This window comes from Pseudomonas sp. MIL9, assembly GCF_016887925.1.
Classification (GTDB): domain Bacteria; phylum Pseudomonadota; class Gammaproteobacteria; order Pseudomonadales; family Pseudomonadaceae; genus Aquipseudomonas; species Aquipseudomonas mohnii.
In genome coordinates, this window is record NZ_JAFEHE010000011.1 from 297,418 (window position 1) to 311,677 (window position 14,260).

8 protein-coding genes are annotated in these 14,260 nt (G+C 61.2%); 5 read left to right on the forward strand and 3 right to left on the reverse strand.

The features are described from left to right. From xdhC to xdhA, 3 genes are all read right to left on the reverse strand, one after another. Positions 1-864, reverse strand: coding sequence for a xanthine dehydrogenase accessory protein XdhC (xdhC, locus tag JQF37_RS14905; RefSeq protein ID WP_130203620.1), 864 nt, complete (start codon positions 862-864; stop codon positions 1-3). A gap of 139 nt (positions 865-1,003) precedes the next feature. Beyond that, entirely contained in the window at positions 1,004-3,403 is a 2,400-nt protein-coding gene (xdhB, locus tag JQF37_RS14910; protein ID WP_130203619.1) for a xanthine dehydrogenase molybdopterin binding subunit, read from the reverse strand. Next, the gene (xdhA, locus tag JQF37_RS14915) at positions 3,396-4,850 is read right to left on the reverse strand and encodes a xanthine dehydrogenase small subunit (protein WP_130203618.1); all 1,455 of its coding nucleotides are present in this window, start codon (positions 4,848-4,850) and stop codon (positions 3,396-3,398) included. Before xdhA ends, xdhB begins: the two co-directional genes overlap by 8 nt. Before the next feature lie 268 nt (positions 4,851-5,118). On the opposite strand from xdhA, the gene JQF37_RS14920 reads away from it, so the two are divergent. From JQF37_RS14920 to JQF37_RS14940, 5 genes are all read left to right on the forward strand, one after another. After that, positions 5,119-5,778: a GntR family transcriptional regulator gene (locus tag JQF37_RS14920; RefSeq protein WP_130203835.1), complete on the forward strand. Its 660-nt coding sequence runs from the start codon at positions 5,119-5,121 to the stop codon at positions 5,776-5,778. A gap of 2 nt (positions 5,779-5,780) precedes the next feature. Continuing rightward, positions 5,781-9,269: a chromosome segregation protein SMC gene (gene smc, locus JQF37_RS14925; protein ID WP_130203617.1), complete on the forward strand. Its 3,489-nt coding sequence runs from the start codon at positions 5,781-5,783 to the stop codon at positions 9,267-9,269. Positions 9,270-9,507: 238 nt separating this feature from the next. Beyond that, positions 9,508-10,362, forward strand: coding sequence for a cell division protein ZipA (gene zipA, locus JQF37_RS14930; protein WP_047531450.1), 855 nt, complete (start codon positions 9,508-9,510; stop codon positions 10,360-10,362). A gap of 146 nt (positions 10,363-10,508) precedes the next feature. Further along, on the forward strand, positions 10,509-12,866 hold the full coding sequence (gene ligA, locus JQF37_RS14935) for an NAD-dependent DNA ligase LigA (protein ID WP_130203616.1): 2,358 nt from the start codon (positions 10,509-10,511) through the stop codon (positions 12,864-12,866). A 155-nt stretch (positions 12,867-13,021) separates the two neighbouring features. Further along, positions 13,022-14,188 (forward strand): putative zinc-binding metallopeptidase, encoded by a 1,167-nt coding sequence (locus JQF37_RS14940; protein ID WP_130203615.1) that lies wholly within the window; start codon positions 13,022-13,024, stop codon positions 14,186-14,188. The last annotated feature ends 72 nt before the right edge of the window (positions 14,189-14,260 follow it).

Consider the following 14,260-nt stretch of genomic DNA (forward strand, 5'->3'; position numbering starts at 1 on the left):
TCATTCTCGGTTTGAGGCTTTCAAGTGGGTGGCTTGACTGCGGCGCGACACGGGCAGCAGTTTGGCAATCGGTTCGGCGCTGGCGGTCTGCTGGCCGAAATTGGCGTTATAGGTGGCGATGATTTCGCCGGCGATGGAGATGGCGATTTCCACAGGCAGCTTGCCTTTGACTTCGCCGATGCCCATCGGGCAGCGCATGCGTTGCACGACGCTGCTGTCGAACCCGCGCTCACGCAGACGATGTTCGAACTTCACCCGTTTGGTCCTCGAGCCGATCAGGCCGAAGTAAGCGAAATCGTTGCGCTTGAGGATCGCCGCGGTGAGTTCCAGGTCGAGCTGGTGGTTGTGGGTCATGACGATGCAATAACTGCCGGCGGGCAGGTCATCGATTTCATCCACCGGTTCTTCACTGACGATCTTGCGCACGCCGTGGGGAATCTGTTGCGGGAACTCATCCTCCCGCGAGTCGATCCAGCGCACCCGGCAGGGCAGGCTGGCGAGCAGCGGCACCAGTGCGCGGCCGACATGGCCGGCACCGAACACGGCGATCTGCGCCTGGACCTGGCCCATCGGTTCGAACAGCAATACGGTGGCGCCGCCGCAGCACTGGCCGAGGCTGGCGCCGAGGCTGAAGCGCTCCAGATGGGTGTCTTGCTTGCCGCTGGCGAGCATCTCGCGGGCGATCTGCATGGCCTTGTATTCCAGGTGCCCGCCACCGATGGTGTCGAACGTCTGGCTGGCACTGATGACCATTTTCGAGCCGGCATTGCGCGGCGTCGAGCCGAGCTCTTCGATGATGGTCACCAACACGCAGGGCTCACCTTGGTTTTGCAGGTCGGCGAGGGCGTCGATCCAGTTGTACATGTTCACCTCGACATCTTCGTTGTCTGTTCGGGCCTCTTCGCTGGCGAGCCAGCTCCCACAGGGTTTGCGTCGATCGCATAAACGCGATTCAGCGCCTGTCTGTGGGAGCTGGCTTGCCAGCGATGGCAGCGCCTCGGTCCTAGAGCGAGGCCAACTCGGTTTCAGCCTCGACAGACTTCGCCACCTTCAGCTGGCGCATCTGCTCACAGCCCCACAGCACGCGCTCCGGGGTCGCCGGTGCGTCGATTTTCGGTTGATGCTTGTAGTCGCCCAGGCTGGCCACCGCGTCCTTGATCGCACACCACGCGGCGATACCGAGCATGAAGGGCGGTTCGCCCACGGCCTTGGAATGGAACACCGTGTCTTCCGGGTTCTTGCGGTTTTCCACCAGCTTCACCCGCAGGTCCAGCGGCATGTCCGCCACGGCCGGGATCTTGTAGCTGGCCGGGCCGTTGGTCATCAGCTTGCCTTTGTTGTTCCAGACCAGCTCTTCCATGGTCAGCCAGCCCATGCCCTGGATGAAGCCGCCCTCGACCTGGCCGATGTCGATCGCCGGGTTCAGCGAGGCGCCGACGTCGTGCAGGATGTCGGTGCGCAGCATCTTGTATTCGCCGGTCAGGGTGTCGACCAGCACTTCGCAGCACGCCGCGCCGAAGGCGAAGTAGTAGAACGGACGACCACGGGCCTGGCTGCGGTCGTAGTAGATTTTCGGGGTCTTGTAGAACCCGGTGCTCGACAGCGACACCTGGGCGAAATACGCCTGTTGGATCAGTGCCTCGAAGGTCAGGATGTGATCGCGAACCCGCACGTGGCCGTTGTGGAATTCCACGTCTTCTTCGCTGACCTTGTATTGCCGCGCGGCGAATTCCACCAGGCGCTGCTTGATGGTTTCGGCGGCGTTCTGCGCAGCCTTGCCGTTCAGGTCGGCGCCACTGGAGGCGGCGGTTGGCGAGGTGTTCGGCACTTTGTCGGTGTTGGTCGCGGTGATCTGCACGCGGTCCATTTCCACCTGGAACACTTCGGCCACGACCTGCGCGACTTTGGTGTTCAGGCCCTGGCCCATTTCGGTGCCGCCATGGTTGAGGTGGATGCTGCCGTCGGTGTAGACGTGCACCAAGGCCCCTGCCTGGTTGAGGAAGCTGGCGGTGAAGGAAATGCCGAATTTCACCGGGGTCAGCGCCAGGCCCTTTTTCAGGATCGGGCTGTTGGCGTTGTAGCGACGGATCGCTTCGCGGCGCTCGGCGTACTGGCTGCTTTCTTCCAGTTCGGCGGTCATTTCCTCGAGCATGTTGTGCTCGACGGTCTGGTAGTAGTGAGTGACGTTGCGCTCGGTCTTGCCGTAGTAGTTGGCCTTGCGCACGGCCAGCGGATCGAGGGCCAGATGACGGGCGATGGCGTCCATGACTTCTTCGATGGCGACCATGCCTTGCGGGCCGCCGAATCCCCGGTAGGCGGTGTTCGAGGCGGTGTTGGTCTTGCAGCGGTGACCGTTGATGGTCGCGTCGCCCAGGTAATACGAGTTGTCCGAGTGAAACATCGCGCGGTCGACAATCGAGGCCGACAGGTCCGGCGAGCATCCGCAGTTGCCGGCCAGTTCCAGGGCGATGCCGTGCAGGCGGCCGGTGCTGTCGAAACCGACGTCGTACTCGACATAGAACGGATGACGCTTGCCGGTCATCAGCATGTCTTCGACACGTGGCAGGCGCATCTTGGTGGGCTGGCCGGTCAGGTGCGCGATCACCGCGCACAGGCACGCCGGGCTCGCCGCCTGGGTTTCCTTGCCGCCGAACCCGCCACCCATGCGGCGCATGTCGACGACGATTTTGTTCATCGACACATCCAGCACTTCGGCCACCAGTTTCTGCACTTCGGTGGGGTTCTGGGTCGAGCAGTAGACGATCATGCCGCCGTCTTCGGTCGGCATCACCGAAGAGATCTGGGTTTCCAGATAGAAATGCTCCTGGCCGCCAATGTGCAGCGTGCCCTGGATGCGATGTTCAGCGGTGGCCAGGGCACTGGCTGAATCGCCGCGTTGGTGGGTGTGGCTGTCGAGTACGAAGTGGCGCTTGCGCAGGGCTTCGACCACATCCAGCACCGGCTCGAGATCTTCGTATTCAATGATCGCGGCCATCGCGGCCTTGCGCGCGGTTTCCAGGTCTTTGGCGGCAACCGCGACCACCGGCTGACCGACGAACTGCACCGTGTCGATCGCCAGCAGCGGGTCGCCCGGCAACAGCGGGCCGATGTCTTTCAGGCCCGGTACGTCTTCATGGGTGATGGCGATGCGCACGCCTTCGAAGGCGTAGCAGGGCGCAGTGTCGATGCTGATGATTTTCGCGTGGGCACGGTCCGACAGGCGGGCGTACACGTGCAACTGGTTCGGAAATTCCAGGCGATCATCAATGTACTGCGCTTCACCGGACACATGCTTGGCGGCGCTGTCATGCTTGACGCTGCGGCCGACACCGGTGGTCAGGTCCTTGGCGAACAGTTCAGCCAGTTCGGCCTGGGTCTTCTCTACGGCGTGATGATTAGACATAAGCGGTCACCCGAGTCTCGATGTGCGGTGTTTGCAGTTCGATGAAGTATTTGCGCAGCAGGTTCTGCGCGCTGAGCAGGCGATATTCCTTGCTGGCGCGGAAGTCCGAGAGCGGTGTGAAATCTTCGGCCAGGGCTGCGCAGGCGCGTTCGACCGTGGCGTTGTTGAAAGGCGCGCCAAGCAGCGCGGCTTCACAGGCGGCGGCACGTTTCGGAATGGCTGCCATGCCGCCGAATGCCACGCGGGCCTCGGCGACCATGCCGTTTTCCAGGCGAATGTTGAAGGCGGCACACACGGCCGAAATGTCATCGTCCAGGCGCTTGGAGACTTTGTAGGCGCGGAACAGTTTTTCGGCGCTGGCGCGCGGCACGATGATCTTCTCGATGAACTCGCTTTCCTGACGGGCAGTGACGCGGTAATCGATGAAGTAATCCTCCAGCGCCAGGGTGCGGCGGGTTTCGCCTTTGCACAGGACGATTTGTGCGCCGAGGGCGATCAGCAGCGGTGGCGAGTCGCCGATGGGCGAGGCGTTGCCGATGTTGCCGCCGAGGGTGCCCTGGTTACGGATCTGCAAGGAGGCAAAGCGCTGCAGCAATTCGCCGAAGTCCGGGTACTCGGTTTTCAAGGCGTCGTAGCAGTCGGAGAGGGCCGTGGCGGCACCGATTTCCAGGCGATCCTCGAAGCGTTCGATGCGTTTCATTTCGGCGACGTTGCCAACGTAAATCATCACCGGCAGCGTGCGATGGAACTGGGTGACTTCCAGCGCCAGGTCCGTGCCACCGGCCAGCAGGCGGGCCTGTGGATAAGCGTCGTAGAGGTCGGCCAGGTCGGCCACCGTCAGCGGCACCAGGCAACGTTTGTCGCCACTGTTGAGTTCGCCGATATCGGTCGGGGCAATGGCTTTGAGGCGGGCAATGGTCTCGGCTTCACGGGCATCGAACTGGTCGGGCTGTTTTGCGCAGCAGGACTGTTGGGCCGCTTCCAGGATCGGGCGATAGCCGGTGCAGCGGCAGAGGTTGCCAGCCAGGGCTTCGTGGGCTTTATGGGCGTCGGGTTCGGTGCTGTTCTTTTGCAGGGCGAACAGCGACATGACGAAGCCAGGCGTGCAAAAACCGCACTGCGAGCCGTGGCACTCGACCATGGCGTTCTGCACGCTGTGCAGCTCGCCTTTGTGCTTGAGGTCTTCGACGCTGATCAGTTGCTTGCCGTGCAGGGACGACACGAAGGTCAGGCACGAATTAAGGCTGCGATAGCGAATGTGTTCGCGGCCCTCGTCATCCGTTTGCAACTCGCCGACCACCACGGTGCAGGCGCCGCAATCGCCGCTGGCGCAGCCTTCTTTGGTGCCGGGTTTGCCCACATGGTCGCGCAGATAGTTGAGCACGGTCAGGTTCGGGTCCAGGGCGTGCTCGCTACGGAGTTCCTGGTTTAGTAAAAACTGGATCACGGAAGGCCTCGCAGACTCATTATTGTTGTTAACCGACTTGAACCGAATTTAGCAGGTCTGACTTTTCGGTCAATGATTTTCTGACTTAAAGGTCAGGAAAAGGCATTTTGTCGATCGACAACCGGTTTCTTCATTATTGACCCTTGTGGGATCGCCTGCTTTTTTGCGCGAATCGTGCCAAAAACCACCGGGCAGGCCCTGCGCCATGTCGTATCAATTGCGCTACACTGCGCCGCCTGTACAGATCGAAGAGTTTGAAGGGACAACCATGACGTTCAAGGCGCCGGACAGCCTCGCCGAGCAAATCGCTCACCACCTCGCCGAACGGATCATTCGCGGCGAAATGAAGCCCGGAGAGCGCATCCAGGAACAGAAGGTCACGCTGGCGCTCAATGTCAGTCGCGGCTCGGTTCGCGAGGCCTTGCTGATCCTTGAACGCCGGCACCTGATCGCGATCCTGCCGCGACGTGGCGCCCATGTCACCGAACTCACCGCGCACAATGTGAAGAGCCTGTGCACGCTGATGAGCGAGATGTACATCCTGCTGGGCAATGCGGTGGCCAATGGCTGGCAAGTCCAGGCCGACCTGGCGCCGTTCGTGCAGATCCAGCAGCGCCTGAGCAGCGATTTCGAGCGCCAGGACATTCGCAGCTTCGTCGATGACAGTTTCAGCGTGATGCGCGCCGCGTATCCGTTTGCCAACAACCCGTACTTGCAGGAAACCGTCGAGAATCTGCAACCGGCGATGAGCCGTGCCTATTTCCTCGCCCTGGATCAGCGCAAAGCGTCGATGAGCGAGTTTCTGGAACTGTTCGAACGCCTGCTTGCCGCCGTGATCGCCCGTGACTTTGCGCAGATTCGCCTGGTGCTGACGGCTTACGCCCAGCGCAGCTGCGATCTGGTGATCTCCGCCCTGACGGACGCCTGATTTTGCGGCTCAAGTGCATCAAGCTGGCGGGGTTCAAGTCCTTCGTCGATCCGACCACGGTGAACTTCCCCAGTAACATGGCGGCGGTCGTCGGGCCCAATGGCTGCGGCAAGTCGAACATTATCGACGCCGTACGCTGGGTGATGGGCGAGAGCTCGGCCAAGAACCTGCGCGGCGAGTCGATGACCGACGTCATCTTCAACGGATCGACCAGCCGCAAACCGGTGAGTCAGGCGAGCATCGAACTGGTGTTCGACAACTCCGACGGCACGCTGCTCGGTGAATACGCCGCGTATGCGGAAATCTCCATTCGCCGCAAAGTCACCCGCGACAGCCAGACCACCTATTACCTCAACGGCACCAAATGCCGACGTCGCGACATCACCGACATATTCCTTGGTACCGGCCTGGGCCCGCGCAGCTATTCGATCATCGAGCAGGGGATGATCTCCAAGCTGATCGAGTCCAAGCCCGAGGACCTGCGCAACTTCATCGAAGAAGCGGCGGGCATTTCCAAGTACAAGGAGCGCCGGCGCGAGACCGAAAACCGTATCCGTCGCACCCACGAAAACCTTGCGCGCCTGACCGACCTGCGCGAAGAACTTGAACGCCAGCTCGAACGCTTGCACCGTCAGGCCGAGGCCGCCAAGAAGTATCAGGAGTTCAAAGGCGAAGAGCGGCAGCTCAAGGCTCAACTGTCAGCCTTGCGTTGGCAGGATCTGAACGACCAGGTCGGCCAGCGCGAAGCGATCATCGGCACCCAGGAAATTTCCTTTGAGGCCTTGGTCGCTGAGCAGCGCAATGCCGACGCGAGCATCGAGCGCCTGCGTGACGGGCATCATGACCTCTCTGAGCGCTTCAATCTGGTGCAGGGGCGTTTCTATTCGGTCGGCGGCGACATCGCCCGGGTCGAGCAGAGCATCCAGCACGGTCAGCAGCGTCTGCGCCAACTGCAGGACGATCTCAAAGAAGCCGAGCGCGCGCGCCTGGAGACCGAATCTCACCTGGGCCACGACCGCACCTTGCTGCTGACCCTCGGCGAAGAGCTGGACATGCTCACCCCCGAGCAGGAAGTCACCAGCGCCGCCGCCGAAGAAGCCGCCGCCGCGCTGGAAGAATCCGAAACCACCATGCACGGCTGGCAAGAGCAGTGGGACACGTTCAACCTCACCGCCGCCGAACCGCGACGTCAGGCTGAAGTCCAGCAGTCGCGAATCCAGCAGCTGGAAACCAGCCTGGAGCGTCTGGCCGATCGCCAGAAGCGTCTTGGCGAAGAGCGCGCCTTGCTGTCGGCGGACCCGGAAGACGCGGCGATCATGGAGCTCAGCGAACAGCTCGCTGAATCCGAGGCGACCCTTGAGGATTTGCAGACCAGCGAAGAAGCCCAGGTCGAAAAGCTCGAGCAACTGCGTCAACAATTGCAGCAAGCGCTGACGGCGCAGCAGCAGGCCCAGGGCGATTTGCAGCGCCTCAATGGTCGATTGGCTTCCCTGGAAGCCTTGCAGCAAGCCGCCCTGGATCCGGGCACCGGCACCGCTGAATGGTTGCGTGATCAACATCTGGCCGATCGCCCGCGTCTGGCCGAAGGCTTGAAGGTTGAAGCGGGTTGGGAACTGGCGGTGGAAACCGTGCTCGGGGCCGACCTGCAAGCCGTGCTGGTGGATGATTTCAACGATTTCGATTTGTCCGGGTTTGCTCAGGGGGATCTGCGTTTGCTCAGCCCCGCGACCGATGGCGTGCGGGTGCCGGGCAGTCTGCTCGACAAGGTCGAGGCGCAGATCGATCTGTCGCCGTGGCTGGGACAGGTCAAACCGGTCGACAGTCTGGAGCAGGCGCTGGCCTTGCGTGGCCAGTTGGCGGTCGGCCAGAGCCTGATCAGCCGCGACGGATACTGGGTCGGCCGGCACTTTTTGCGGGTGCGCCGCGCCAGCGAAGCGGAAAGCGGCATGCTGGCCCGAGGTCAGGAAATCCAGAAACTGGGCCTGGAGCGCGAAGAGCGCGAAGCGGCGGTCGAGACCCTGGAAACCGAATTGCAAAACCTGCGGGCGCAACAGCGTCAGCAGGAGAACGGACGCGAACACTTGCGCCGTTTGCTGCAAGACGAAGCCCGTCAACAAGGCGAATTGAAAGCCCAGTTGTCGGCCGGAAAAGCCAAGGCCGAGCAGTTGACCTTGCGCCGCACACGTCTTGATGAAGAAATCGAGGAGTTGGGTGAACAACGGGCTCTGGAGCACGAAAGCATCGGCGAAGCGCGCCTGCAATTGCAGGAAGCTCTCGACGCCATGGCGCTGGACACCGAGCAGCGCGAGTTGCTGCTGGCCCAGCGCGACAGCTTGCGTGAACGCCTTGACCGGGTGCGGCAGGAAGCGCGCCAGCACAAGGATCACGCCCATCAACTGGCGGTGAGATTGGGTTCGCTCAAGGCCCAGCACGATTCGACGCGTCAGGCGCTGGAGCGTCTGGAAATGCAGTCCGAGCGCCTGACGGAAAAACGCGAGCAGTTGAGCCTCAATCTGGAGGAGGGCGAGGCGCCGCTGGAAGAGCTGCGCCTGAAGCTTGAAGAGCTGCTCGACAAGCGCATGACCGTCGACGAAGAACTCAAGACCGCGCAGATCGCCCTGGAAGATGCCGACCGTGAACTGCGCGAAGCCGAGAAGCGCCGTACCCAGGCCGAACAACAGTCCCAGCTGATTCGCAGTCAGCTCGAGACCCAGCGTATGGAATGGCAAGCCCTGACCGTGCGCCGCAAGGCCTTGCAAGACCAGTTGCTGGAAGACGGTTATGACTTGCACGGCGTACTCGCCACGCTGACGCCCGACGCCAGTGAGAAGAACGCGGAGGAAGAACTCGAACGCATAGCCGCGCGGATTCAACGCCTGGGTGCGATCAACCTCGCGGCCATCGACGAATACCAGCAACAATCGGAGCGTAAACGTTATCTGGATGCGCAGAACGACGATCTGGTCGAAGCGCTCGACACGCTGGAGAACGTGATTCGCAAGATCGACAAGGAAACCCGTAATCGCTTTAAAGATACCTTTGATCAGATCAATGGCGGTTTACAGGCACTTTTCCCGAAAGTTTTCGGTGGAGGCCGCGCGTATTTGGAACTGACGGGCGAAGATCTACTCGATACAGGGGTGACGATCATGGCGCAGCCGCCAGGAAAGAAGAACAGCACCATCCATTTGCTCTCTGGTGGCGAAAAGGCCCTGACCGCACTGGCCCTGGTTTTTGCGATCTTCAAGTTGAACCCGGCACCGTTCTGCATGCTCGATGAAGTTGACGCACCACTGGATGACGCTAACGTTGGACGCTACGCACGGCTGGTCAAAGAGATGTCGCAGACCGTGCAGTTCATCTATATCACCCACAACAAGATCGCCATGGAAATGGCCGATCAACTGATGGGGGTGACGATGCACGAGCCTGGTTGCTCGCGTCTGGTGGCTGTCGATGTCGAGGAGGCGATGGCGATGGTCGATGCCTGAGGGCCGGCTGCAAGTTGCAGGTTTCAAGCTGCAAGCGAGGCGGCTTGCAGCTTGAAGCTTGATGCTTGTGATTGCGCGGCCCTATAAAGTTGCCTTTGGTCGTGCTAGTTTAATGTCAATTTTTCGTGTACGTGGGCAAAACGCCTGTCAGAACATAGAGTTGGCGCCACGTTTTAAAGCGGTTTACAGGTTGTAAACCCCTTATTTTTCAGCATTTTTTATAGAGGCACGGGATTACATGGAAATCGGTCTGCGCGAGTGGCTGATCGTCATCGGCATTATTGTCATTGCCGGTATTCTTTTTGATGGCTGGCGCCGTATGCGCGGCGGCAAGGGAAAACTGAAATTCCGTCTTGATCGAAGTCTGTCCAATCTGCCGGATGAAGACACCAGTGCCGAACTGTTGGGCCCGCCTCGTGTATTGGACACTCACAAGGAACCGCAACTGGACGAGCACGATCTGCCGTCGGTGAGCATGCCGGCCCGCGAACCGCGTGAGTCGGGCTCCAAGCGCGGCAAGCGCGGTCATGGCGAACCTTCGCAAGGCGACATGAACCTCAGCCTGGATCTGGACGGTGGCCCGAGCTTCAGCACTCGCGACGACGATTTCGCCGAAGACATCAAGGCAGCCCCTGCGGTCAGCGACAAGGATCATCCGCAAGCCGAAGAAGTGCTGGTGATCAGCGTGATCTGCCGCGACGCCGCTGGCTTCAAGGGCCCGGCCCTGTTGCAGAACATTCTGGAAAGCGGTCTGCGTTTTGGCGAAATGGACATCTTCCACCGTCACGAAAGCATGGCGGGCAATGGCGAAGTCCTGTTCTCCATGGCCAACGCGGTGAAGCCGGGTGTCTTCGATCTGGATGACATCGACCACTTCAGCACGCCGGCGGTGAGTTTCTTCCTGGGCCTGCCTGGCCCGCGCCATCCGAAGCAAGCCTTCGACGTGATGGTGGCGGCGGCGCGCAAACTGTCCCAGGAGCTGAACGGCGAACTGAAGGATGACCAGCGCAGCGTGCTGACGGCCCAGACCATCGAGCACTACCGTCAGCGTATCGTCGAGTTCGAACGTCGCGCCCTGACCCAGAAGCGCTAATCCAATGGCTGGGCAGGCTTCTGTGGCACAGGGGCTTGCCGTGGCAAGTGAGCAAGCTCCCTCGCCACGCTGTCCATAGCCTTGAGCTACTGTATTCAGAAAATTGAGCAGCCTCGGCTGCTCTTTTGCTTTATGAGAGAACACCCATGACTGCCGTCCAAAACCGCATTCTAGAGCTGCGCGCCGAGCTGGATCAGCACAACTATCGCTATCACGTGCTGGACGAGCCGAGCATTCCGGACGCCGAATACGACCGGTTGTTCAACGAGCTCAAGGCGCTCGAAGCTGCCAACCCGGAACTGATCACCAGTGACTCGCCAACCCAGCGAGTCGGCAGCGCGGCCCTGTCGGCGTTCACTCAGGTGCGCCACGAAGTGCCGATGCTTAGCCTCGGCAACGCCTTCGAAGAAACCGACATGCATGAGTTCGACCGCCGGGTGACCGAAGGGCTGGATCTGCCGGCCGGTGATCTGTTCGGTGGCGGTGCGACGGTCGAGTACAGTTGCGAACCAAAGCTCGATGGCCTGGCGGTCAGTTTGCTGTATCAGGACGGCATGCTGGTGCGCGGTGCAACGCGCGGCGACGGCACCACCGGCGAAGACATCAGCGTCAACGTGCGCACCGTGCGCAACATTCCGCTCAAGTTGCACGGCACCGGCTGGCCGGCCACCCTGGAAGTGCGCGGCGAAGTGTTCATGTCCAAGGCCGGTTTCGAGCGGCTCAATGCCACGCAACTGGAGGTCGGCGGCAAGACCTTCGCCAACCCGCGCAACGCCGCGGCGGGCAGCTTGCGTCAGCTGGATTCGAAGATCACTGCCAATCGGCCGCTGGAATTCTGCTGCTACGGCATCGGCCAGGTGTCCGCCGATATCGCCGATACGCACTTCGGCAACCTGCAACAGCTCAAGACCTGGGGCCTGCCGATCAGCCACGAGCTCAAGCTGGCGAACGGCATCGCCGAGTGCCTGGATTACTACCGTGACATCGGTGAAAGGCGCAGCGCGCTGCCTTACGAAATCGACGGCGTGGTGTTCAAGGTTAACAGCATTGCCTCCCAGCGCGAACTGGGTTTCCGCGCTCGCGAACCGCGTTGGGCCATCGCCCACAAGTTCCCGGCCATGGAAGAGTTGACCGAGCTGCTCGACGTCGAATTCCAGGTCGGGCGCACCGGCGCCGTCACGCCCGTGGCCCGCCTGAGGCCGGTCAAGGTGGCGGGTGTCACCGTGGCCAACGCGACGTTGCACAACATGGACGAAGTGGCGCGCCTGGGATTGATGATCGGCGACACGGTGATCATCCGCCGTGCTGGCGACGTGATTCCGCAAGTGGTTCAGGTCGTGCTCGAGCGTCGTCCGGACGATGCGCGGCCGGTGCATATCCCCCAGCAATGCCCGGTCTGCGGCTCCCACGTCGAGCGCACGCAACTGATCAAGCGCAGCAAGGGCCGCGAGACTGTCAGCGAAGGTGCGGTGTATCGCTGTGTCGGTCGACTGGCCTGCGGCGCGCAACTCAAACAAGCGATCATTCACTTCGTTTCCCGTCGCGCGATGGATATCGAAGGTCTGGGCGAGAAGAGTGTCGAGCAACTGGTGGATGAAGGCCTGGTGAGTTCGCCGGCCGATCTGTACGCCCTGACGTTCGAGCAGATCGTGGATCTGGAAGGCTTTGCCGAGCTATCGAGCCGGAATCTGCTCGGCGCCATCGAGGACAGCAAGAAGCCGGGGCTGGCACGTTTCATTTATGCCCTGGGGATTCCCGATGTCGGCGAGGAGACAGCCAAGGTCCTGGCGCGCTCCCTGGGCTCACTGGAGCGGGTACAGCAGGCCCTGCCGCAAGTGCTGACGTACTTGCCGGATGTCGGGCTGGAAGTCGCCCACGAGATCCACAGCTTCTTCGAAGATGCGCATAACCGGCAGGTGATCGCCAATCTGCTCAAGCACGGTTTGCAGATTCAGGATCAGGGTGAGTTGGGCGCCGAATTTGCCGCCAGCACGACATTGGGCGGTTTTCTCGACAAGCTGAACATTCCTTCGGTCGGGCCGGGCGGGGCACAGAAACTCGCTGACAAGTTCGGTTCGCTGCAAGCGGTCATCAGCGCCGACTGGCTGGACATGCGTCAGGCGTTGCCGGAGAAACAGGCCAGCTCGGTCCGCGAGTTTTTTGCGATCGAGGAACATCGTCAATTGGCCGAGGCTGCCGAAAAACAGCTGGCTGAGTTCGGCATGCACTGGCACAGCGAGAAAAAAGTCGTCGAAGGCTTGCCGCTGGCCGGTCAGACCTGGGTATTGACGGGGGCGCTGGAGCTGATGAGTCGCGACGTGGCCAAGGACAAGCTCGAGAGCCTTGGCGCCAAGGTGGCGGGTTCAGTGTCGGCCAAGACCCATTGCGTGGTTGCCGGGCCGGGCGCCGGGTCGAAATTGACCAAGGCCAATGAGCTGGGGCTGAAGGTGCTGGATGAAGAGGCGTTTGTCGGGTTTCTGAGCGGGCACGGTATTTCGGTCTGACGTCATTCGCTGGCCAGCCAGTGCCTGCAAGGGTGACGCAACTCACTGCAGGAGCCGGCTTGCCAGCGCAATTGGTATCAGCCCCTTTGAAAGTCGCGGGAACGATCGACGGCCAATCATGATCTAGTCTTGGCAAGCCCCAGGGAGAGATCGCCATGTACCGCTACTTCGACCAGCTCAGCTCGCGCATCGCTGCGCCTGTCATCGGCGAAAGCTCACGCAATAGCAAGGTCTGGCCGTGCCGTTGCGGGCAGTCATTGTTCTTTCGCAACAGCCAGTGCCTGGCCTGTTCGGCAGCATTGGGTTATCACCCGGAGCTCAGTCGTGTCTCGTCATTGCAGCCGGGCGCGCAAACCGACACCTGGTTGCTGGACGCCGACCCTGCCTCCGGCGTGTTTCGCCGGTGTGCCAATCTCGACTCCCCGGCGGCCTGTAATTGGCTGCTGCCCGCCAATGATCACGATGCCTTGTGCATGGCCTGTAGCCTGAATCGCACCATCCCTGATCTGTCATTGGCCGAAAACCATGAGCTCTGGTGCAAAGTCGAAACGGCCAAGCGCCGTCTGATCGCGCAGTTGGTCAGCCTCGGGTTGCAGGTCATCCCGAAAACCGTCGACGAGGACACTGGCCTGGCCTTTGACTTTATCGGCGTGGACCTCGAGGGCAAGCCACCGACCACTGGTCATGCCAACGGCTTGATCACGCTGGATATCAATGAGGCCGACGACGCCCATCGCGAACGGGTGCGCGTACAAATGCACGAACCCTATCGCACCTTGCTCGGGCATTTTCGTCACGAAGTCGGGCATTACTACTGGGACCGGTTGATCGCCGGCAGCGATTGGCTCGAAGCCTTTCGCGGTCTGTTCGGTGACGAGCGCGCCAGCTATGCCGAAGCCCTGGAGCGGCATTATCAGCAGGGTGCATCGCTCGACTGGCAGCAGCATTACGTCAGCGCCTACGCCACCATGCACCCCTGGGAAGACTGGGCGGAAACCTGGGCTCACTACTTGCACATGATGGACGCGGTGGACACGGCGCTGGGGTTTGGCATGAGTGCCCGGGAAATGGATTTCGACTATAAGCCGTTCCCTCCCGGCACCCTTTATGACCCTCAGCATCCCGGTGCCGAGGCGTTCCTGTCCTTCGTCAACGCATGGATCGAACTGGCCGGCATGCTCAATGAGCTGTCGCGCAGCATGGGTCAGCCGGATTTTTACCCTTTTGTATTGCCGTCGGCGGTGATTACCAAGCTGCACTTCATTCACCTGGTCATCCAGCGGGAGGGCGGCAGGGCGGACGAGGTGCTACAGGACCTGTAATTGAATGGACTCGCCCAAGCCGAGGCGTCTGTGCGCCACGGTGGCATTCTTATAGAAGCCAACGACAGCGAG